Consider the following 21040-nt stretch of genomic DNA (forward strand, 5'->3'; position numbering starts at 1 on the left):
TGTCGCCAATCTGTCATTTCAGTGCGCTATAAAGCGACGAATCGACAGAAATTGCAACGCAGAGTTTGGCCCGCGTTGCACCGCAGCACCGGTGCTGACGCTAGGTCAGCTTTCCTTGGCAACACGCTGGCGCGCCATGGCGCTGTCGGTATCGGTGACGCCCAATAGGTTCGACACCAACCGCAGCAGCGCGTCTTCTTCGTCAGAGCGGCTGCCGTCGGCCAAAACCACCTGCCAAAGCGCCTCGATCACCTCTAGCCGACGCTCATAGGGCACCGCGTCTTTGATCGCGCGGGTAAAGCGCACAGTGTCGGGGGCTTGCGCCTCAAGCGCCTCGGCTTCTTCGCGCAGGGCGGTGGCGTCAGCCTCATTCAGGCCGTAGCGTTCAGCCGCGATCCGGTCGATCAAGCGCCGTTCGCTCATCGCGTAGTCATTGTCGGACCGGGCGATGCGGACCAAAAGCGCGGTCAGCGCGAGACGGGCATCATTGTCGGCCAATGGGTCGGGTTCGGGCTGGGTCAGCCGTTTGAGAAAGTCACCAAACATATGTGCGTTATCATCCTGCTGCGGAAAGAAGCCGGCAAGCCTCTCCCCGGTGTGAAAGGGATTGTCAGAGCGTATTCAAGGCGTTGGCGCGGGCTGCGGCCATATCCTCATCCGATAGGCCAAGCGCGGTTTCGATGGCGACAAGTTGGATTTCCTCATCATCATTGCGCGCGCCATCCGACAGGGCCACCTGCCACATCGCCTCACCCAGTGCTTTGCGGTCGGCATAGTCGACCTCTTCGCGCAGGATGCGTGTGAACTCAGGCGTGCCGGGGGCGTCACGTTCCAGCGCCTCGCACGTGGCGCGCAGCTTGGCGGCCTCAATCGGTTTCAATCCAAAGGTCCGCGCCAGAATCTGGTCGATCTGGCCGATCTCAGAGGCGCGGTAGTTACGATCCGCAAAGGCCACACGCACCAAAAGCGCGCCCAGTGCCAGTTGGGCATTGGGCTGCGGCAAAGGTTTCGGCTGTGCCTTACGGCGGGGGAACAGTCGGTTCAGCATGGGGCTCACTTATCGCAGGAAACAGGGTCGCCATAGAGGAAACTGCGCGTGGGGCGCGCTGGTTCCTGCAATGGTCCGCATGGATTTAGTTGTCATAGCCTTCGACGATCACCAAAGACCCATTGGCCACGTTCAGGCGGATGTCTTTGGCACGCTGGTAGCCGGGGCTTTCATAGCAGGCGACCGCGTCGGCATAGCTGTCGAATTCCAAGACAACAGTGCGGGCGCGCATCTGGCCTTCGCGGACTTGCTGAGTGCCGCCGCGGACGAGGAAACGCGCGCCATAATCCGCAAAAGGTTTGGCATTGGCGGCGCGGTATTTATCATAAATCGCAGTGTCGTGGATATCCATTGTGGCGATCCAATAGCCCTTTGGCATCTGTTATCTCTCCTGTTGGGTCAAAGTGGCGAAACGGGCGGTGAGGTTCTGCGCCTCAGTTTCCAGCCCGTAGGGGGGATTGATCACGAACATGCCCGAGCCGACCATGCCGTGACCGGGGCGCGCAGGCGGGAAGCGCACTTCGTGGCGCAGCGCATCGGAGTGGTTGGCGGTGAGCGTGTCGAGCATGGGTACATGCGCGCGGTTGGTCAGGATCGGATACCACAGGGCGATGATCCCGACGTTCCACGCGCGGTTAAGCTTGGCGATCTGGCGCGGAATGGTTTCGTAATCGGTCTTGATCTCATAGGAGGGATCAATCAGCAGCATCCCCCGGCGCGGCGTCGGTGGGGTGAGAGCAAAGGCCATCTCGAACCCGTCGCTGAGGTGGCATTTCACCGGGTAGGGCGACATCGCCAGATCAAGCGCGCTGTGCTCTTGCGGGTGCAACTCGGCCAGATGGATGCGGTCATCGGGGCGCAGCAGTTTCGCAGCCAGCAGAGGTGAGCCGGGATAGGCGCGGGGGCCGTGGGTCTCGCGCAGGTCTTGCAAGACTTGGGAATAGGGGTGATCGGGGGCGAACCAACCGGCCACCTTGTCGATGCCCTGCCGCGCTTCGCCGGTCTTTTCGGCCGCCGCATCCGACAGGTCATAGAGCGCCCGGCCTGCGTGGGTTTCCAGATAGGTGAGCGGTTTGTCCTTGCGGGTGAGATACGACAGCATCCACGCCAAAAGCGCGTGTTTCTGCACGTCTGCTAGGTTTCCGGCGTGATAGATGTGTTGATAGCTCAGCATGGTCTAGCTGTAGCGGAGTGGTCGGCGGGTGCAACGCGAAAGAGCGGAGAGTGCCATTGCCTACCCGTCGCACCGCAGGTGCGCGGGATGCATGATGGCACGCCTACGGCGTGGCGGGCGGGCAAACGATGGCCCGGCGCCTGCGGCTTGATTCCGGGCCTTGTGATGGCTGCCAGACAGAAAAAAGGCCCGGCGTTTAACGCTCGGGCCTTCAATCTTATACCAACCGCGACACATCCTTCGCGGCGCGCACGAAATCCTTGAAAAGGGGATGCGGATCAAACGGCTTTGACTTCAGCTCGGGGTGGAACTGCACCCCGATGAACCACGGGTGATCCGACCATTCCACGATCTCTGGCAGCTTGCCATCCGGCGACATGCCCGAGAATTTCAGCCCTGCCTTCTCAAGCTGTTCCTTATAGGCGATGTCGACCTCATAACGGTGACGGTGACGTTCATCGATCGTGGTGGTGCCATAGGCTTCGGCCACGCGCGAGCCTTCGGCCAGCGTCGCGTCATAGGCGCCCAAACGCATGGTGCCGCCTTTGTCGTCATCGACCTTCCGCGCCACCTTGTGGTTGCCCTGCACCCATTCTTTCAGGTGATAAACCACCGGCTCGAAACGCTTTTTGCCTGCCTCATGGTCAAACTCTTCTGACCCCGCAGATTTCAGTCCGGCCACGTTTCGCGCGGCTTCGATCACCGCCATCTGCATGCCAAGGCAGATACCGAGGTAGGGGACCTTATGCTCACGGGCATATTGCGCGGCCTTGATCTTACCTTCGGTGCCACGCTCGCCAAAGCCGCCGGGGACGAGGATCGCGTGGAAACCTTCAAGATGCGGCGCGGGGTCTTCGCTGTCGAAAATCTCGGCGTCGACCCATTCCACGTTAACCTTGACCCGGTTGGCCATGCCGCCATGGGTCAGCGCCTCGGCGATGGATTTATAGGCGTCTTCAAGCTGGGTGTATTTGCCGACGATGGCGACTTTGACTTCGCCTTCGGGGTTGTAGATGCGGTCGGCCACGTCTTCCCAACGGCGCAGGTTCGGCTTGGGGGCAGGGGTGATCTGGAAGGCATCCAGAACCGCCTGATCCAGCCCCTCGCGGTGGTAGGCCAAGGGCGCTTCGTAGATCGATTTAAGGTCTTGCGCGGCGATCACCGAATCCGGGCGCACGTTGCAGAAGAGCGCCAGTTTCTCGCGTTCTTTCGCGGGGATCGGGCCCTCGGACCGGCAGACCAGAATGTCAGGCGCGATGCCGATGGAGCGCAGCTCTTTGACCGAGTGCTGCGTCGGCTTGGTCTTCAATTCGCCGCTGGCTTTGACGTAGGGCAGCAGCGTGAGGTGCATGAAAATACACTGCCCGCGCGGCTTGTCTTGGCTGAACTGGCGGATCGCTTCAAAGAAGGGCAGACCTTCGATATCGCCCACGGTGCCGCCGATTTCGCAGAGCATGAAATCGACCTCATCATCGCCGATATCGATGAAGTCTTTGATTTCATTGGTGACGTGGGGGATAACCTGAATGGTCTTTCCCAGATAGTCGCCGCGGCGTTCTTTCTCCAGCACGGTGGAATAGACCCGGCCCGAACTAATGCTGTCGGTTTTCCGCGCGGCCACGCCCGTGAAGCGCTCATAGTGCCCAAGATCAAGATCGGTTTCCGCGCCATCATCGGTGACGAAGACTTCGCCATGTTCAAATGGCGACATCGTGCCGGGGTCGACGTTCAGGTAGGGGTCCAGCTTGCGCAGACGAACCGAAAAACCGCGTGCCTGAAGCAAGGCGCCCAAGGCCGCCGAGGCCAGACCCTTGCCCAGCGACGAGACCACACCGCCTGTGATGAAGATATAGCGTGCCATGTGATCGGAGACCCCCGTGAAATCAAAGTTTGTTGCAGGCAAAAACCAGCCAAACGCGCTGCGGAAAACCGCAGCACCACGGGATTTAAGCCTTACAGGATTCGTGCGTGTGAGGCAAGGCCTGCCGCAACATGCAGTTGCGGAACAAGGCCGTGCCTCAAGGTTTTGTGTTCGTTAGCTTAATCGGCCGCAGGGACCAGCGGTGAGTTGCCATCCGCGGAAGGCGGCAGCAGATCGTCGCCCGCAGGCAGAGCAGGGCTGCCATCTTGGTTCTGGGCGGGCGGTGTCGCGCTCAGCCGGTCGATGACCGACGAGCCTGCGGATTTTTCCGCCGCGATGATGGTCAGCGTGATCGAGGTGGCGATGAAACCAGCGGCAAGGATCCATGTCACCTTGCCCAGTGCCGTCGCGGCAGAGCGGCCCGAAACGGCACCGCCGCCGCCACCACCCATGCCAAGGCCACCGCCCTCAGACCGTTGCAGCAGTACCACGGCGATCAGGCCGAGGGCCAGAATCAGGTGAATGATCAGAACGACATTTTCCATGGGTACGACAGCTTTCGGTTTTGGTTGGCGGGTATCTATTCGTCTTTGCCCATGGGGGCAAGGGTGGATTGCCGCCGAGCAGCGATCGGACCGGGGTGAAAAGCGGGGAGGGGGCGCCAGTCGGACGCGCGGCACGAGCAAAGACCGCCGCATGGGGGCGACGGTCTTTTGAAGCAGTACTCAACCACAATATGTAAGAGGGTTATCCTGGAATTAAGGTGGTGCAGACTCGCTTCGTAGGAATACTATAGCATGAAATGCGGTCAAATTCGCCCATTTTCTTTGCAGAGAAATGAAGGGATTGCCCTGATCGGCGATGGACAGCCGATCCCCTCTGGGGCAGTCTGCCGCCATGCCTCATGATCATTCAGACCACGACCACTCCCATGCCCTGCTGCCGCCTGACCCTGCGCTTAGGGTCAAGGCGCTGGAAACGCTGCTGACCGCCAAGGGGCTGATTGACCCCGCCGCATTGGATGAGATCATCGACACCTATGAGAACCGCATCGGCCCGCGCAACGGGGCTGAGGTCGTCGCCCGCGCGTGGAGCGATCGTGATTTCCGCGCGGCGCTGCTCAAGGATGCGACCGCCGTAGTGGCCGAGATGGGGTTCTTCGGGCGGCAGGGCGAGCATATGGTCGCGGTCGAAAATACGGATAAGGTGCATAATATCGTCGTCTGCACTCTGTGCTCCTGCTACCCATGGCCGCTTTTGGGCATCCCACCGGGCTGGTATAAATCCGATGCCTACCGCGCCCGCGTGGTGCGCGAACCGCGCAAGGTGCTGGATGAATTCGGCGTCGAACTGCCCGAGGGGACAGCCGTACGGGTCTGGGATTCAACGGCAGAGGTGCGCTATCTGGTGATCCCGCAGCGCCCGTCGGGGAGCGAGGGCATGGATGTCGCGGCGTTGGCCGACCTTGTCACCCGCGACAGTATGATCGGCACCGGATTGGCCAAAGCGCAATGACCCGCGTGCATGATATGGGCGGGCGTTTCGGCGATGGCCCGGTCACGCCCGAGGCCGAAGACGTGATCTTTCACGCCGAGTGGCACCGCCGCGCGCTGGCGCTGACCTTGGCCACCGGCACCTTAGGCAAATGGAACATCGACGTGTCGCGCCATGCCCGCGAATGTCTCGCCCCCACCGATTACATGCGGTTCAGCTATTATGAGAAGTGGATCGCCGGGGTGGCCGATATGTTGGTCGCCCGCGGGGTGGTCAGCCGTGAGGAACTGGCGGGCAAGGCCGATCCTGCGCCCAGCCCGCTGGCGGAAAAAGCGCTAAAGGCGCCGCAGGTGGCTGGGGTGCTGGCCCGTGGCGGCCCGGCGGATCGCCCCTCTGACATCGCGGCGATCTTTGCGCCCGGCGATGCGGTCGTCACCCGCAAGCAGCCTGAAAACACAATTGTTCCGGGCGGCCACACCCGGCTGCCCGCCTATGCCGCGGGCGCGAAGGGCCGGGTGCTGCGGCTGCATGGCACGCATGTCTTGCCCGACAGCAACGCCCATGATCTGGGCGAAGCCCCTGAGCCGCTTTATGCCGTAGCCTTTCCGGCCTCTGAGCTTTGGGCGCATCCCGAACACCCCCGCGATGAGGTCGTGCTCGACCTGTGGCAAAGCTATCTGGAGGCCCCATGAGCGCCCCGGAACCCGTCTTTGAGGCGCCATGGCACGCGCATCTCTTCGCGCTGACGGTGCATCTGAACGAGAGTGGTCTTTTCGATTGGCCCTTTTGGGCCGACCGCTTTGGCGCGACTTTGGCACGGCATGGGCTAAGGCGAGAGTTGAACGGCGGAGAGGACTACTTCAACGCTTGGCTGGAAACCCTCGAAACCCTGCTGATCGACGCAGGCCATGCCCGCCCCGGTGATCTGCGCAGTCTGCGCGACGGGTGGGAGGCCGCCTATCTCAGCACGCCACACGGCGCGCCGGTGCATCTGAAGGCGGGGCCGAGCGTCTAAATCCCCTCCCGCGTTTTTTCGAGTTTCACACGCCTGCCACTGTCGCTATACGGGCGCGGGACATCGCAAAGGAATATATCATGGCCAATGTCGTCGTTGTCGGCGCCCAATGGGGTGACGAGGGAAAAGGCAAGATCGTTGACTGGCTCAGCGAACGCGCCGATGTGATCGCGCGCTTTCAAGGCGGGCATAACGCGGGCCACACTCTGGTCATCGACGGCAAGGTCTACAAGCTGCATGCGCTGCCTTCGGGCGTGGTGCGCGGTGGCAAGCTGTCTGTCATCGGCAATGGCGTGGTGCTGGACCCGTGGCATCTGCTGAAAGAAATTGAGACGATCGAAGGGCAGGGTGTTGAGATCAACCCCGAGAACCTGATGATCGCGGAAAACACGCCGCTGATCCTGCCGTTCCACGGCGAACTTGACCGCGCCCGCGAAGAAGCGGCCAGCAAGGGCACCAAGATCGGCACCACTGGCCGCGGCATCGGGCCGTGCTACGAGGACAAAGTGGGCCGCCGCGCCATCCGCGTGGCCGATCTGGCTGATCCTGCCACGCTGGAGGCCCGCGTCGACCGGGCGCTGCAGCACCACGATCCGCTGCGCAAGGGCTTGGGCGTTGAAGCCATCGACCGCGACGCGCTGATTGCACAACTGCAAGAAATCGCTCCGAAAATTCTGCCTTTCGCCGCACCCGTTTGGAAAGTGCTGGCCGAAAAGCGCAAAGCGGGCAAGCGCATCCTCTTCGAAGGGGCGCAGGGCGCGCTGCTCGACATCGACTTTGGCACCTATCCCTTTGTCACGTCGTCGAACGTGATCGCAGGGCAGGCGGCGACCGGCGTGGGCCTTGGCCCCACCGCCATCGACTATGTGCTGGGCATCGTCAAAGCCTATACCACCCGCGTCGGCGAAGGCCCGTTCCCGACAGAGTTGGAAGACGCAGACGGCCAACGTTTGGGTGAGCGGGGCCATGAGTTCGGCACCACCACCGGGCGCAAGCGCCGCTGCGGCTGGTTCGACGCGGCCCTGCTGCGCCAGACCTGCGCCACCTCGGGCATCACCGGCATCTGCCTGACCAAGCTTGACGTGCTTGATGGGTTCGAGACGCTGAAGGTCTGCGTCGGCTATGATCTGGACGGTGAGCGGCTCGACTATCTGCCGACCGCCGCCGAACAGCAGGCGCGTTGTGTGCCCGTCTACGAAGAACTGCCGGGCTGGTCCGAATCGACCGAAGGCGCGCGCAGTTGGGCCGATCTGCCCGCCAATGCGATCAAATATGTGCGCCGGGTCGAAGAGTTGATCCAATGCCCCGTCGCACTCGTCTCCACCTCGCCAGAGCGGGAGGACACCATTCTGGTGACCGACCCTTTCGCGGACTGATCTGATGGCGCTGAGCTACAAAGCACGTCGCCGTTGGGCGCTGGTGATCCTGCTGATCGGGCTGCCAAGCTATATCGCGGTGGCGGTCTGGACGGTGGCCCAATTCGACCGCCCGCCGGTGCTGCTTGAGCTTGGCATCTATGTTGCCCTTGGCATCGTCTGGGCGCTGCCGTTCAAATTTGTCTTTAAAGGCATCGGACAGGCGGACCCGGACGCGGACGACGACCAGTAACACGCAATAAAAAAGCGCCCCGCGGGGCGCTTTTTCGTATCTGCACTTTGGTCGGGGGTTTAACCCACGGCGCGGTGATCGGGGCGGTAGCCAATCTCATCCGAAACGGTGAACCGGCCGCCTTTGATTTTCTCGATCTTGCCTGCGCGCAGCAGTTGACCGAAGGAGCGTAGTCCGTCTTCGCGGGTGAAGTCCGGCAGTCCGATCGAGCGGACCTTGCCCATCAACTGCGGGCGCGAGAATTGGTCGCGCCCCTCGACAAAGGACATGTAAGACGCTGCCGCTTCAAGCAGTTCGGGCAGTTTGGTGGCGCCCATGTCAGCGGCGAAATCGGCAAAGCTTTCGGCATCGGGGTTGGTTTTGACCGGCTCGACCACGGCCGCCACACGGCGCGGACGCACGGGGCCCGCGCTGCGCAGCTTGTCGACGTCGATGCGCTGCTCGGCTACCAGTTTCAGCGGAGCAGAACGGGCGTCGGCCTTTGGCCGCTCGGTCCGGGCCGAACGGCTCACGGGGCGGCGCGGACGGACCACATCGGCCAAGTCTTCGCGGTAGGCGTCATCCGAGGTCGCGGTGGTGGCGCGGCCACCCATCGCCTCATCGGCTTTCTTCGCGGCGACGGCGGCGCGAAGATGGGCAAAGGCATCGCGGCGCGTGGTGCTTTCGGCCTCGTCCATCTTGCTGTCGGTTTCCGCCATCAGACGCGACATGTCGGGGCCGGTCTCATCGTCGATGGTGGGCAGGCTGTGACGGGCCGCTTGCGCAGGCTCGGCTTGCTCTTCGATCTGTTCCGCTGCGGCTTCAACCTCTGCTGGTTCTGGCTCTGCGGCTTTAACCTCTTCGGGCTCTTCGCCTGCGGGTTCGTCTTCAACAGGCGCGGCTTCCGGCTCGGTCATCTCGACCGCGGGGGCGGGCCTTTCCTCGGCCTCTGCCGGGGTGGACGCGCCAAGTTCGGCCTCCAACGCGGCCAATTCGCGGGCCAGTTCGTCTTCATCCTCGGGCGACAGCGAAGAGCTGCGCGCTTCCTCGGCTTGCGCGGCGGGTGCCTCTTGCGGTGCCGGGTCAGAGACTTCTTCCAGATCGCCCCGGGCCACGGCTGCTTCGAGATCTGCGCGTTTGACCTTGATCACGCGCCCTTTGCGGGGCAGGTCGGCGGCGTCGATCTCCGGTGCGGCTTCGGCTTTAGGTTCCTCTTCGTCCTCTGCGTCGAACAGGCTCTCATCCGTCTCGGCGACTTCTGCTTCGTATTCTTCTTCGGCCTCAAGACGGTTGAGGATGTCAGCGAGATCGTCGTCGTCCTCTTCCGCTTCGTCTTGCGCCATCTCTGTGGCTTCATCGGCGTCCAGCGCATCTTCGATGTCGCGACGTGCGGCGTCGATGGCGGCTTGGCTCTCTTCGGATTCGACCTGCGTTTCGGCGGTGGCACGGGCCACTTGGGGCGCGGCTGCTTCTTCCTCGTCGTAGCTTGCGGCCTCATCCTCGTCCTGCTGGGCGACCACGGCGCGGATGCGCTGCAATTTGGCGGCGATGCTGTCGGCGGGGGCGGCGCTTGCGGCGGGGATCTCTTCGACGCTGGCGGCCTGCGCTTCATCCTCGTAGTGGGACTGCGGCTGCGGGCTGGCGGCAAAGAACGCCTCGGCGTCGCTGGTGTCTTCTTCCTCTGCTTCGGCTGCCGGTGCAGACTCGGCGGCAGGGGCGGGCTCCGCCTTTTCGACGGCTTCAGCGATCTGAGGTTCGGCTGCTGCTGTGGCTTCCACGGCGGCGGTGTCGGCGATCTCAGCCTTAAGGGGGGCTGGCGTTTCTTCTTGCACAGGCGCAGGCTCTGCCGCGGCGGGTGCTTGCGGCGCTGCGGTTTCGGCCTGAGCCGGAGCGGCTGCGGCTGCGGCGGGGGCTGCTGCTGCCGGGGGCGCTTGGGCCGGAGCCTCGGCGCTTTGGTTCTCCAGCGCACTCAGCACGATCTTGCCTTCCTGCTCACGGGCTTGCACCCGGCGGGAGACTTCGCGCTGCGCGATCCGGGTGAGCATCTCAGCATCCGGTTGTGGTGGCTCGGCACCGAAGTAACGGTCATCCGAGGCCAGATCGCGGAAATACTCGGCAATGGCCTTCATGGTGCCGAAGGAATCGTCGAAGCCTTCCAGCGTGCACGAAAAAGTGCCATAGGAGACCGTCAAGATTTTGTTGCTGTTCATCATCGGATGCTCGTCCTCTGCGGTGTTGCAGGTATCGTTTACCACGATGTCCAAGACCAAAGCGGCTCGAATCTGTGCCATTCAACGTATGATTTCAAGGCAAGATTAAGGCAGATTTCCAAAAGGGGCACTAATTGACCACTTCAGACCATATCGTGCGGGACCACAAACCAGTCACGCTGCTTGGCGGCGGAGAGGTCTTTGGAGGAGACATCGGCGCTGCACTGACGCTGGCACCCACCTGCGTTGCGGCCGACAGCGGCGCCGCGCTGGCTCTGGCGGCGGGGGTGGAATTGGCGGCGGTCATCGGCGATTTCGATTCCGCCCCGGCAGAGGTGTTGGCACGGATCCCATCAGAGCGGTGTCACCGGATCGCCGAGCAAGAGAGCACGGATTTCGACAAGGCGCTGACCCGGATCGACGCGCCGCTGGTGCTGGGGGTTGGTTTTACCGGGGCGCGGCTGGATCATCAGCTTGCGGCTTTCAATACGCTCGCCACCTATCCGGATCGGCCCTGCATCTTGTTGGGCGCGCATGAGATCGTGCTGCTCGCGCCGCCGCGCATCACCCTACCGACGGAGGCGGGGGATGTGGTCTCTCTCATGCCATTGGCGCCGGTGATGGGGCGCAGCCGTGGATTGGAATGGCCGATTGACGGGCTGGATTTTGCGCCCGGTGGCCGGGTTGGCACGTCGAACCGCGCCCTAGGGCCCGTCGCGCTTGAGATGGACGGCCCCGATATGCTGCTGATCCTGCCGCGTCGTCTTATGGCGCCATTGGCGGCGCAACTGCTGCGGCCAGATCACGCGCCGTGGCCCGCTCGCGCATGATCACGTAAAGACCCGCGCTGACGCTGATCAGAATGCCCAAACCTGCGAGCGGATTGGGCAGGTCGGAGAAGATGAGCAAACCAAGCAGCGTGGCGAAGGGGATTTCAAGATATTGCATCGGCGCCAATGTGGCCGATGGGGCAAAGCGCAAGGACCATGTCATCAGCAGATGCGCGATCGTACCGAGAACCCCGATGCCGAGCAGCAGGGTCCAGTCGAAGGCATCGGGTTGTATGATCTGCAAAGGCGCGAACTCCGTGATGGCGCCGAGCGCCAGCAACGGCAGGATCATCACGACAGCCATCACCCCGCTCACCGCTTGCAGGCTGATCGGGTCCGTCTCCTTGGCGATCTGACGGGTGACCAGCATGAAGAAAGAAAAGACGACCGCCACGACGATCGGCAGCAGCGCGGGCCAGCCGACGTTCACGAAACTCGGCTGCACGATGAGAAGCGTACCGAGAAACCCAACGATGCTCGCGCCCAAACGTCTTGGGCCGACCTCTTCCTTTAAGATGAGTTTGCCGAGCAGCAACATGAAAAATGGCATGACGAAAGCAATGGCAACGGCATCGGCGAGGGGCAGGTATTTCAACGCGGTGAACATGGCGGCGATGCCCGCCATATGCAGCAGGGTGCGCAGAAGGGTCAGCCGAAACACCCGCCCGCGCATGTGCCAGACGCGGCCAGAGTACCATACGATCGGAATCAGGATCAGTGCCTGAAGGGCGAAGCGGAGCAGCACCACCTGTCCCAAGGGGACCGAAGCGCCCAGTAGCTTGGCCACCGCATCGCCCACGGGCGCTACGATGCAGAAGCCCATCATCAGGGCTATTCCGATAAGGGGCCGATCCTGTTGCATTGCGTTACGCTAAGGAAGGTTTGTGTTTAATGCAATCTTTGGTTGAGGCTGGCTCATTTGTATCGCGTCCTTTTCGCAGAGGCAGAGGCAGAGGCAGAGGCAGAGGCAGAGGCAGAGGCAGAGGCAGAGGCAGAGGCAGAGGCAGAGGCAGAGGCAGAGGCAGAGGCAGAGGTCGGATGCGGGTGGAAGGTTGGCAAAGGAACGGCATCGAAGGGGACGTTGATTGCGATTGCCTGCTTACGAAGACCCGGCGGTGGTCAGTGCACTATGCAATCCTAGTACTCCCAAAAGGACTTTCGTCTTGTCCTAAACGCAACCGGCGCCGCGAATGCGACTGACACTTGCCCGACAGAAGGGCGTCCGGCGCCTTTGGTCCTGGTTTCGTTCTGGGCCTCAGGTTCAAGCCGCGGGGCGGCTCAGGTTCACCCGGTTTCGACCGTGGGTTTTCGCAGCGTAGAGGGCCTGATCCGCCTGAGCCATCAACGCTTCCGAGGATAGCGGGCGGCCCTCTTCTTCCATCGGGCCGACGGAGAGACCGATGCTGATGGTCACATGGATCGGTAGGGGAGTGCCGGGAACGACGAAGCCGCGATTGCCGATATCGGCACAGATCGCCGCCGCCGTTTTTTCGGCATCCGCAAGGTTGGTCCCCGGCATGACGATAAGGAATTCCTCCCCGCCAATCCGCGCGACAAGGTCCATGCCGCGCAGATTGTTGCGCAGCCGTTCCGCCGTTTGCACCAGCACCGAATCCCCCGCGGCATGGCCATAGCGGTCATTGATGCCTTTGAAATGATCCAGATCGGCGACCATCACCGAAAAAGGGCGGGCGGTTTCAAGGGCATGTTCCGCGATGTGATCCAGATGGGGCAGGGCATAGCGGCGATTGTGCAGCCCCGTCAGAGGGTCGAAAACGGCAGCCTTCAGCCCTGTGCGTACCGTATCGCGAAGTTGGTCCGTCATCCGTTTGCGCCGCAAGATCGCATGAAGACGCAGGGCCATTTCCGCGGGGTTGAAGCCTTCGGTCATCAGATCGTCTGCCCCCAGATCTAGGGCAGTGGCAGCAAGCGCCGCATCCGGGGCCAGTTGCACCACCAGCAGCCCGGTATGGCGGGTTTGCGCATTGGCGCGTAGCGTCGAGATCAGGCGCAGAGCCGCCGTGGCAGGCACGGGATCTTGAGGCAGGACCAATACAAAGGCGTCTGGCGGCCCGTTTGCGGCGGCGGCGCGAATGGCCTCCTCCGGGTTGGCGAGGGTGAGGCGCGCGCGCAGTTGGGGGCGGAGGTGTTTGGCCCAATTCACGCTCATCGCGCTGTCGGAATGGATGATCACACAGTGGCTGCGGGCTGTGAATTCCGCCGTAAATTGAGCCGCGGGTTCCGCCAACCCAAGCGCGCGTGACGTATCATCGCGCATTTCCCATTCGTCAGCCGCATTGCGGGCACGGATGAGGCTGCGCGCCCGGCCCAGCAATAGCGTGCAATCAAGCGGTTTGAGCAACACGTCGTTCGCCCCCGCTTCGAGCGCGGCGAACCTATCCACCGCCTGATCGGCGTTGCCGATGGCCAGCACCGGAAGCTGCGCGCTATCGCCGGAGGCTTTAAGCGCGCGGCATAGGTCCGCCGCCCCGCCACCCGGCAGGGTCAGGGCACAGATCACCAGATCCGGCGGGTTGTCCCGCACGCAGGTCAAAGCCTCTTCCATATTCTCTGCCTGCACGACGTGATAGTATGCCGCACAGAGCTTGACCTTGAGGGCGATCCGATTGGTTGCAATCGCATCTGCAATAAGGATGGTCCCTTGCACGACAGCTCCTTCACCGTACAAATCAGTTTGATGAGACTGTCTTTGCCCCTTAATGGTTAACAAAGGGTTTCCAACCTTCAGCAAAAGACGGTTTTCAATGTCCTATACCCAAGACTCCGCCGAAACCTTGGCGCTTCAGGTGCTGGCCTGGCTCGCGGCGAATGATGATCTATTGCCGGTGTTTCTGGGCAGTACGGGCGCGTCCGAAGCGGACCTAACGAAACAGGCCAGTGACCCTATTTTCCTAGGCGCTGTGCTGGATTTTCTGATGATGGATGATGCCTGGGTCATCGGGTTTTGCGACCATCTGTCGATACCCTATGAACGGATCATGCAAGCCCGCGCGGCGCTGCCCGGTGGGGAGCAGGTGCATTGGACTTAAGAAACGTTAAGGGTCTGCTCTTTGACAAGGACGGCACCCTTTTTGACTTTGCCGCGACTTGGGAACCTTGGGCCGAAGCCTTCTTGCTGCGGGTCTGTGATGGGGAGCGTGAAATGGCCGCGCGAGTCGGCGCAGACATTGGCTTTGACCTTGCCACCCGCCGCTTTGCCCCGGACAGTATCGCCATCGCTGGCACGCCGCAGCAGGTGGTCGATGCCTTGGCCCCGCATTTCCCTGAACGGCCGCCTTCGGACCTTCTAGAATTAATCAATGCTGAAGCGGCCCGCGCGCCGCAGCGCGAGGCGGTGCCGCTCAGACCGTTTTTGCAAGGGCTCCGCGACCGGGGTCTTCGGCTCGGCGTGGCGACGAACGATGCGGAACACCCTGCGCGGGCACATCTGCTGGCGGCGGGGGTGGTTGATATGTTCGACTTCATCGCAGGGTTCGACAGTGGGCACGGGGGCAAGCCCTCGCCGGGGCAATTGCACGCCTTTGCGGCGCATGTGGGCCTGCCGGCCTCCTCCCTCGCGATGGTCGGCGATAGCATTCATGATCTGGAAGCCGCGCGCGTGGCGGGCATGGGGCGGATCGCGGTGTTGACCGGACCGGCCACAGCGGAAGAGCTTGCCCCGCACGCCGATCTGGTCTTGCCGGATATCGGCCATTTGCCGGGGCGCTTGATTTAAGGTCGGCTTAGTCCTTAATCACCCGCGCACCCTCGAGAATTTCCTGTTCGAGGGTATCGCCGTGCAGGACCGAGATATCGCCCGTCGTCTCCAACACAACGGCACGCACGTCTAAAAAGCGCAGCGCATTGGCCTCTCGCAGCTTGGCTATCAGGTCGGCACGCGCGACGCGAGTTTCGCTTAGGGCGGCGTCGAAAATTTCACCTTCCCGCATCAGGATCACAGGCTCGTTCTGCACGACTTTTTCGAATTGGTCAGAGGCTTGCCGTATCCGCGCGATGACGAATTGCGCACCAAGCAGGGCGGAAATGGCTAAGGTCGGCTGCGCAAACTCTGGCCAAGTGGTGGCCTGACAGGCCCCGGCAAGCAGCGAGCCCGTGGCGACCGTGGCGACGAAGTCAAAAGCCGTCATCTTTGAAAAAGTGCGCAGCCCGATCACGCGGACCACAAAGACCACCCAAGTCAGCGCAATGGCAGAAAGCAAAAGCGCACGGGCGAGGATATCGAGCGGAACGTGGTCGAAGAACATCACCCGTGCCCCCCGTTCAATGCCTTGCCCCGCTGGATAAAGAACCGCCCCAAAAGCACCACCATCGCCATGGCAATCAGCCCCAGATAGCGCTCATAGATGCCGTCGATCCCGGTGGGCAGGAAGAAGAACGGCGGGGCAGAGACCAGCCACATAAGCGAGATGACCTTGAGCGCCTTGGCAAGGAACGCAGAGATATCAGCGAAACCTTTCGACAGCAGCCAAGGCACGGCGAGCATAATCAGCCCGAGCGCGTAGACCAGATAAATATGGATCACCACGCCATCGGAATCGCGGTCCCCGTATTCGTTTCTTGCGCCGACCAGAAAAACGATGAGCCCCAGAAGGGCAAGGCCAATGGTGGCGATGCTCCACCACCGATCGCCGAAATGCACATGGGCACAAAGCAGGGCACAGGCAATTAGCGCGGCGGAGAAGGCATAGATGCCGATGTCGACGATAAATTCATACCGCCCCGCACCCAAATCGCTGATCGTGTCGGCAATCCAGTCATGATTCGGCACCACAAAATCCGCGATCAGGATCGAGACGGCGAATATCACACAGCCAAGGATGGCGACCCAGCCCAGACAAATCATAAACCCCGGCGCGCTGTGCTGCCGGGGGGCTGTGACGTCATTGCTCATATTTCGACACCCTTTTTTTACTTGAGGTCTGACACCAAGGTCAGACCCAGACCCTCAGTCCGATAGCCGCGAGCGTTCTTCGGCGTTGGGGCTTCCTGCGGGGGCTTCGTCCAATGTGGCCTCGGGGCGGTGCAGGTCTTTTTGAGGTTTCTTGGGCGGTGTCTTGTCTTCGTCTTTCGGGTGTTTGGGATCATCGCTCATGGATATGCTCCTCACTGGCGGGGGAGAGGCGGGGCGTCGCCTCTTCTCTCCATTACCGAACGCGCGGAATGTGGCGGCGGTTCCGGGTGCGATTCCGGGCTTGGCGTGGCCGGGTGGGCGACGCAATTTCCTGACAACTGTATTCATCAGGCCAATCTTAACCACTGCAACGGCAATCTGCTCTCGGGAAAAATGGGAATGAGGCAGTCATGCACGGGCTTATCAACCGCAGCATTCAGAACTACTTTTGTGCCAACTACGGGCAGAGACTTTGGGTCGAGGTGGCCTCTCGGGCCGGGTTGGACTTTACCGAATTTGAGGCGATGCTGACCTATTCGGATCACGTCACCCCGGCTGTCCTTGAGGCGGTCTGCGACGTGCTGGACCGGCCCCGGGCCGAGGTGATGGAAGACGTCGGCACCTTTCTTGTGGCGCAACCGGGCTATGAGGCTGTGCGGCGTTTGCTGCGCTTTGGCGGGGTGAGCTTCAGTGACTTTTTGCAATCGCTCGACGATTTGCCGGACCGGACGCGCCTTGCCCTATCCGAACTGCATTTGCCTTGGGTCGAACTGCGCGAAGACCCCGATGGCCAGTATTCCCTGATCTGCGAAGCCCCGCTCGTTGGCTATGGCTACCTTATGATGGGGGTCTTGCGGGCCATGGCCGATGACTATGGCGCGCTGGTGCTGTTGGAACACTGTGGGCGATCGGATGGCATCGAGGTGCTGAAGATCATTTTGGTCGAGGCCGAATTCTCGGAAGGGCGCCGGTTTGAGCTTGGGGCGCGGGCATGAGCGTAGGGTGCCATGATCCGGCGGTTCTGGACAAACTATGTCCGATGCATCTGCTGTTGTCCGCGAATGGCGAGATCCGCCACGCCGGGCCGACGATCCAAAAGCTGCGCCCGCAGTCCCCGTTGGCGGGGCGGCATTTTCTGGAAACCGTCACCGTTAAGCGGCCCCGCGGGATTGACGGGATGAAAGACCTGCACCGGGCCACGGGGGTAAAGCTGCACCTCGCTTTTCGCGATTCCCCCCGGACCGAGCTGAAGGGGCTGCTGGTGCCCTTGGGGGATCGGCGGCTGATCGTGAACCTCTCTTTCGGGATTTCGATTTTCGACGGGGTGCAGGACTATGCATTGACCAATGCGGATTTCGCCGCCACCGATCTGGCGATCGAGATGCTCTATCTGATGGAGGCGAAATCAGCCGCGATGGAGGCCTCCCGCCGCCTGAACCTGCGCCTGCAAGAGGCGCGGATAACTGCAGAGGAACAGGCCTTTACCGATACGCTGACGGGGCTGAAAAACCGCCGCGCGCTGAACGCGGTGCTAGAGCGGTTGATCACTGCAGGAGAGGGGTTCGCGGTGATGCATGTCGATCTCGACTACTTCAAGGCGGTGAATGACAGTCTGGGCCATGCCGCGGGCGATCATGTGCTGCAAGTCGTCGCCCGGATCATGCAACAAGAGACCCGAAGCTCTGACATGGTGGTGCGGTTGGGCGGGGATGAGTTCACCGTGGTTCTGCCCGATGTCCGGGGCGAGGGCATACTCCGGCGGATTGGCCAGCGGATCATCGACCGGTTGGAAGAGCCAATCCGCTACAAGGGGGAAGTTTGCAAGGTTTCCGCCAGCATCGGCACGGTCTGGATCCAGCGCGGCGACCGGCAACCGCGTGAGGTGGTTCTGGCCAATGCAGATGCCGCGCTCTATGCCTCGAAACATGCTGGCCGTGGGCGCCACACGTTCTTTGACCCCGCCCTGCGAGTGGTGGCCGGGCCTGCTGCCGCGCCCGGTCAAAACGGTGGCAGCTAATCGCTCGGGGCACAGTCACGCGGATCAGAAAGCCATGGCGGCAGTGGACCGCGCAGATTGCCTGTCGTATCACAACGGCATGAAATCGCCCCTGCATCTGCTCCGCCGCCTGCGCCAACGCCTGCACGACGCCCGCCGCCGGGCGCGCTTTGCCGCTTCCTTGCAGCATCTGCACGGGCCGAGCAAACTGGACGTGGCCCCGGGGGAGGTGGTGCTGATCGCCTTGGTGCGCGACGGCAGCTATTACCTCGACGCCTTCTTTCGCCATTACCGCGCGATGGGCGTGCAGCATTTCGTTTTCATCGACAACGGCTCGCGCGATGACACCATCACCCGGATCAAAGCGCAAAAAGGCACGGTGATCGATCGCTGCATCCTGCCGCTGGCCGAATACGAAGACCTGATCCGCCAGCATCCCGCGCAGACCTATAGCAGAAATCGCTGGTGTCTCTATGTCGATATGGATGAGATTTTCGATTTCGAAGGGCGCAGCCAGATTGGCATCAAGGGGCTGACCGCCTATCTCGAACAGCAGGGCTATACCGCCTTAATGGCGCAGATGCTTGAGATGTTCCCCAAAACCAGCCTCGCTGCCGCGGCGGGGGTGCCCTATAAACAAGCGCTGCAATCCTTCCTTTATTATGACATCAGCGCGGTGCGCAAAACCGACTACCACAGTCCGGAGATTCCGTTCTCCGCGCTGCTTGCCGATAATGATCTCTCCAATGATGCGGTGAAGTTCGCCTTTGGCGGCGTGCGCGGCAAGGTCTTTGGAGAGAACTGTTGCCTGACAAAACATCCGCTGATCTTCAACGGGCCAGAGGTCACACCGGCGCCGCATCCGCATCTGTCCTGCGGGCTGCGCGTGGCGGATATGACGGCGGTGATCAAACACTACAAGTTCGCCAATGACGCCGCCGCGCGGGATGCCGAGACGCTGGGCGCGGGCAATCTGGCGCATGGAGAAGACGCGCGCCGCATGGCGGTGATCGGGCAGAACCCCGATGTTTCGCTCTTTTCGCTGGACGCGCGGCGCTGGAACCGGGTCGAACTTCTGTATCGCGCGGGCTTTCTGGTGCCCTCCGACAGCTACAGCGCCCATGTCGCCGCTTGGCGTGATGAGCATGCCGCATGAGCATCGGCGCCGTTGTCATCGGACGCAACGAAGGCGCCCGGCTGGAGCGGTCCTTGCAGGCTTTAGCGGGGCAGGTGGCACAGATCGTCTATGTCGACAGCGGCTCGACCGATGGGTCCGTCGCTGCGGCGCGGGGGCTGGGCGCGGAAGTGGTCGAGTTGGACATGAAGCACCCCTTCACCGCCGCGCGGGCCCGCAATGCGGGCGTGGCGGCATTGAGCGAGGAGATCACGCTGGTGCAATTCCTTGATGGCGATTGCATCCTGCGGGACGGTTGGCTGGCGGCGGCTGAGGCCCATCTGAACGCGCATCCTCAACTCGCCGTGGTCTGCGGCAGACGGCGCGAGGAACATCCCGAAACCTCGATTTACAACAGTCTGGTCGACGCTGAATGGGACACGCCGCCGGGCGAGGCGCGCGCCTGTGGTGGCGATGCACTGATGCGGCTTGAGGCGCTGCGCGCCGTGGGTGGCTACCGGGCAGAGATGATCGCCGGAGAAGAGCCGGAGCTGTGCCAGCGGCTGCGCCGGGCGGGTTGGCAGATATGGCGGCTCGAGGCCGAGATGACATGGCATGACGCGCAGATCACCCGGTTCAGCCAGTGGTGGCGGCGCAGCCTGCGTGCTGGTCACGCCTTTGCCGAAGGGGCCGCGCTGCATGGCGCTGGTCCCGATCGCCATTGGGTGGCCGAAACGCGCCGCGCCTTGCTTTGGGGTGCGCTTTTGCCTGCGGTGATTTTGCTGCTGGCGCTGTTGCTGCCATGGGCCGCAGTCGGGCTGATGCTGCTCTACCCACTGCAACTCTTGCGGTTGATTCGGCGCGGCGGGGCGGCTTGGGGCTTTTTTACCCTGCTGGGCAAGTTCCCCGAAGCCTTAGGTGTGCTGAAGTACCACATACGCCGCGATGGGCGGATCATCGAATACCGCTGACGCCTAGCGCGCCCGCCAAGCCTCAAGCGTCAAGCGCGGGAGGATCGCGAAACAGCGCGCATAGCGCGGCACCATCCGCGCCGGGCTCTGCAGGGCACGCCAAAACCATTCCAGAGCCAGCATCCGCATCCATTTCGGCGCACGGCGCTGCCGCCCGGCCAAAAAATCCAATCCCGCCCCGACAGAGGCGAACCCCACCCCCGGCGCGATCTCACGCCCGCGCGCGGCGAGGACCTCTTGTTTGGGCGCACCAAGCGCCAGAAAACACAGACGCGCCCCGCTTTTGGCGATGTCGCGCAGGGCGGTATCCGCCTCGGCGCTTTCGGGGTCAAAGCCCATCGGCGGGGCGGCGATGTGGCAAATCTCCAGCCCCGACACACGGGCCCGCAGGGCTGCTGCGGCCCCGTGAAGGGCCTCCTCATCACTGCCGAAGAACGCGATGGGCAACGATTGCTCGGCGGCCAATTCACAAAGCGGGATGATCAGATCAGAGCCGGGCATCAAGGCAACCGGCTGTTTGGCCAGTTGCGACAGCCAGACAACGGGGCGGCCATCGGCCACGATCAGATCCTGCGCATGATAGGCAGCGGCAAAACCCGCATTGCGGGGCAGTTTGGTCAGATGGTCGAGGTTGAGCGTGGCAAGCGCGAATCCTTGGCCCTTGGCAAAGCGCGCGCGCAGGGCCTGAAACAATGCGGCGCTAGTTGCCACATTAACCACCACCGCGGCATCGCCCTTGCCATACTTCATACCGCGCGCCCCGCCTTTGGGCTGCCACAGGCAGGCGCAAGGGGGGAAGGCGCACGCTTCATGTAATTGATTTCACAT

25 protein-coding genes are annotated in these 21040 nt (G+C 62.3%); 12 read left to right on the forward strand and 13 right to left on the reverse strand.

Features of this window, described 5'->3' with window-relative positions; genetic code table 11:
* Nucleotides 1–105 precede the first annotated feature (105 nt).
* From T8A63_RS05060 to secG, 6 genes are all read right to left on the reverse strand, one after another.
* Nucleotides 106–546 carry a TerB family tellurite resistance protein gene (locus tag T8A63_RS05060; RefSeq protein ID WP_067938626.1) on the reverse strand — a complete coding sequence of 147 codons (441 nt, stop codon included), beginning with the start codon at nt 544–546 and terminating at the stop codon, nt 106–108.
* A gap of 64 nt (nt 547–610) precedes the next feature.
* Nucleotides 611–1048: a TerB family tellurite resistance protein gene (locus tag T8A63_RS05065; protein WP_067627069.1), complete on the reverse strand. Its 438-nt coding sequence runs from the start codon at nt 1046–1048 to the stop codon at nt 611–613.
* A gap of 85 nt (nt 1049–1133) precedes the next feature.
* Nucleotides 1134–1427: a DUF1330 domain-containing protein gene (locus tag T8A63_RS05070; RefSeq protein WP_322345163.1), complete on the reverse strand. Its 294-nt coding sequence runs from the start codon at nt 1425–1427 to the stop codon at nt 1134–1136.
* 3 nt (nt 1428–1430) lie between these two features.
* Nucleotides 1431–2222 carry a 23S rRNA (adenine(2030)-N(6))-methyltransferase RlmJ gene (locus T8A63_RS05075; RefSeq protein WP_322345164.1) on the reverse strand — a complete coding sequence of 264 codons (792 nt, stop codon included), beginning with the start codon at nt 2220–2222 and terminating at the stop codon, nt 1431–1433.
* 217 nt (nt 2223–2439) lie between these two features.
* A complete protein-coding gene (locus T8A63_RS05080; protein ID WP_067627074.1) occupies nt 2440–4083 on the reverse strand; it encodes a CTP synthase in 1644 nt (547 codons plus the stop codon).
* 179 nt (nt 4084–4262) lie between these two features.
* Nucleotides 4263–4628 (reverse strand): preprotein translocase subunit SecG, encoded by a 366-nt coding sequence (gene secG / locus T8A63_RS05085; protein ID WP_067627076.1) that lies wholly within the window; start codon nt 4626–4628, stop codon nt 4263–4265.
* A 352-nt stretch (nt 4629–4980) separates the two neighbouring features.
* On the opposite strand from secG, the gene nthA reads away from it, so the two are divergent.
* The 5 genes from nthA to T8A63_RS05110 all read left to right on the forward strand — a co-directional run bounded on the left by nthA (nt 4981) and on the right by T8A63_RS05110 (nt 8200).
* Nucleotides 4981–5598, forward strand: a complete 618-nt coding sequence (gene nthA, locus T8A63_RS05090; protein WP_322345669.1) for a nitrile hydratase subunit alpha — start codon at nt 4981–4983, stop codon at nt 5596–5598.
* Nucleotides 5595–6269 carry a nitrile hydratase subunit beta gene (nthB, locus tag T8A63_RS05095; protein WP_322345165.1) on the forward strand — a complete coding sequence of 225 codons (675 nt, stop codon included), beginning with the start codon at nt 5595–5597 and terminating at the stop codon, nt 6267–6269. The genes nthA and nthB overlap by 4 nt, the downstream gene beginning before the upstream one ends.
* Nucleotides 6266–6592, forward strand: coding sequence for a nitrile hydratase accessory protein (locus T8A63_RS05100; protein ID WP_300055637.1), 327 nt, complete (start codon nt 6266–6268; stop codon nt 6590–6592). The genes nthB and T8A63_RS05100 overlap by 4 nt, the downstream gene beginning before the upstream one ends.
* Nucleotides 6593–6672: 80 nt before the next feature.
* Complete coding sequence (locus tag T8A63_RS05105; RefSeq protein WP_067938637.1) at nt 6673–7968, forward strand: adenylosuccinate synthase; 1296 nt, start codon at nt 6673–6675, stop codon at nt 7966–7968.
* A 4-nt stretch (nt 7969–7972) separates the two neighbouring features.
* Nucleotides 7973–8200, forward strand: a complete 228-nt coding sequence (locus tag T8A63_RS05110) for a DUF2842 domain-containing protein (protein WP_067626583.1) — start codon at nt 7973–7975, stop codon at nt 8198–8200.
* 59 nt (nt 8201–8259) lie between these two features.
* Here the strand turns inward: T8A63_RS05110 and T8A63_RS05115 are convergent, their stop codons facing one another.
* Nucleotides 8260–10470: a hypothetical protein gene (locus T8A63_RS05115; protein WP_322345166.1), complete on the reverse strand. Its 2211-nt coding sequence runs from the start codon at nt 10468–10470 to the stop codon at nt 8260–8262.
* 53 nt (nt 10471–10523) lie between these two features.
* Here T8A63_RS05115 and T8A63_RS05120 point away from each other — a divergent pair, with 53 nt between their 5' ends.
* Complete coding sequence (locus T8A63_RS05120; RefSeq protein WP_322345167.1) at nt 10524–11219, forward strand: thiamine diphosphokinase; 696 nt, start codon at nt 10524–10526, stop codon at nt 11217–11219.
* Here T8A63_RS05120 and T8A63_RS05125 read toward each other — a convergent pair.
* Both T8A63_RS05125 and T8A63_RS05130 read right to left on the reverse strand, forming a co-directional pair.
* Nucleotides 11155–12081, reverse strand: coding sequence for a DMT family transporter (locus tag T8A63_RS05125; RefSeq protein WP_067940509.1), 927 nt, complete (start codon nt 12079–12081; stop codon nt 11155–11157). The genes T8A63_RS05120 and T8A63_RS05125 overlap by 65 nt on opposite strands.
* 399 nt (nt 12082–12480) lie before the next feature.
* Nucleotides 12481–13887, reverse strand: a complete 1407-nt coding sequence (locus tag T8A63_RS05130; RefSeq protein ID WP_322345168.1) for a diguanylate cyclase — start codon at nt 13885–13887, stop codon at nt 12481–12483.
* A 97-nt stretch (nt 13888–13984) separates the two neighbouring features.
* Here T8A63_RS05130 and T8A63_RS05135 point away from each other — a divergent pair, with 97 nt between their 5' ends.
* Both T8A63_RS05135 and T8A63_RS05140 read left to right on the forward strand, forming a co-directional pair.
* Nucleotides 13985–14269: a DUF3572 domain-containing protein gene (locus T8A63_RS05135; RefSeq protein ID WP_322345169.1), complete on the forward strand. Its 285-nt coding sequence runs from the start codon at nt 13985–13987 to the stop codon at nt 14267–14269.
* Nucleotides 14260–14955 carry an HAD family hydrolase gene (locus T8A63_RS05140; RefSeq protein WP_322345170.1) on the forward strand — a complete coding sequence of 232 codons (696 nt, stop codon included), beginning with the start codon at nt 14260–14262 and terminating at the stop codon, nt 14953–14955. Before T8A63_RS05135 ends, T8A63_RS05140 begins: the two co-directional genes overlap by 10 nt.
* Nucleotides 14956–14962: 7 nt before the next feature.
* Here T8A63_RS05140 and T8A63_RS05145 read toward each other — a convergent pair whose 3' ends face one another.
* The 3 genes from T8A63_RS05145 to T8A63_RS05155 are packed head-to-tail and all read right to left on the reverse strand — an operon-like array spanning nt 14963 to nt 16332.
* Nucleotides 14963–15484: a DUF421 domain-containing protein gene (locus T8A63_RS05145; protein ID WP_300055617.1), complete on the reverse strand. Its 522-nt coding sequence runs from the start codon at nt 15482–15484 to the stop codon at nt 14963–14965.
* Entirely contained in the window at nt 15484–16131 is a 648-nt protein-coding gene (locus tag T8A63_RS05150; protein WP_416153233.1) for a DUF998 domain-containing protein, read from the reverse strand. The genes T8A63_RS05145 and T8A63_RS05150 overlap by 1 nt, the downstream gene beginning before the upstream one ends.
* A 54-nt stretch (nt 16132–16185) precedes the next feature.
* A complete protein-coding gene (locus T8A63_RS05155; protein ID WP_161487393.1) occupies nt 16186–16332 on the reverse strand; it encodes a hypothetical protein in 147 nt (48 codons plus the stop codon).
* A gap of 209 nt (nt 16333–16541) precedes the next feature.
* Between T8A63_RS05155 and T8A63_RS05160 the strand changes: the two genes are divergently transcribed.
* Genes T8A63_RS05160 through T8A63_RS05175 form a run of 4 tightly spaced genes read left to right on the forward strand, consistent with a single transcriptional unit; the run spans nt 16542 to nt 20212 of the window.
* Entirely contained in the window at nt 16542–17126 is a 585-nt protein-coding gene (locus T8A63_RS05160; RefSeq protein WP_067626538.1) for a heme NO-binding domain-containing protein, read from the forward strand.
* The gene (locus tag T8A63_RS05165) at nt 17123–18148 is read left to right on the forward strand and encodes a GGDEF domain-containing protein (protein WP_322345171.1); all 1026 of its coding nucleotides are present in this window, start codon (nt 17123–17125) and stop codon (nt 18146–18148) included. The genes T8A63_RS05160 and T8A63_RS05165 overlap by 4 nt, the downstream gene beginning before the upstream one ends.
* Nucleotides 18033–19283 (forward strand): glycosyltransferase family 2 protein, encoded by a 1251-nt coding sequence (locus tag T8A63_RS05170; protein ID WP_322345172.1) that lies wholly within the window; start codon nt 18033–18035, stop codon nt 19281–19283. Before T8A63_RS05165 ends, T8A63_RS05170 begins: the two co-directional genes overlap by 116 nt.
* On the forward strand, nt 19280–20212 hold the full coding sequence (locus tag T8A63_RS05175) for a glycosyltransferase family A protein (protein ID WP_322345173.1): 933 nt from the start codon (nt 19280–19282) through the stop codon (nt 20210–20212). The genes T8A63_RS05170 and T8A63_RS05175 overlap by 4 nt, the downstream gene beginning before the upstream one ends.
* Before the next feature lie 3 nt (nt 20213–20215).
* Here T8A63_RS05175 and T8A63_RS05180 read toward each other — a convergent pair whose 3' ends face one another.
* On the reverse strand, nt 20216–20962 hold the full coding sequence (locus T8A63_RS05180) for a WecB/TagA/CpsF family glycosyltransferase (RefSeq protein WP_322345174.1): 747 nt from the start codon (nt 20960–20962) through the stop codon (nt 20216–20218).
* Nucleotides 20963–21040: the final 78 nt, after the last annotated feature.

Origin of the sequence: Sulfitobacter sp. OXR-159, from assembly GCF_034377145.1 — a bacterium.
In the GTDB taxonomy this organism is placed as follows: Bacteria; Pseudomonadota; Alphaproteobacteria; order Rhodobacterales; family Rhodobacteraceae; genus Sulfitobacter.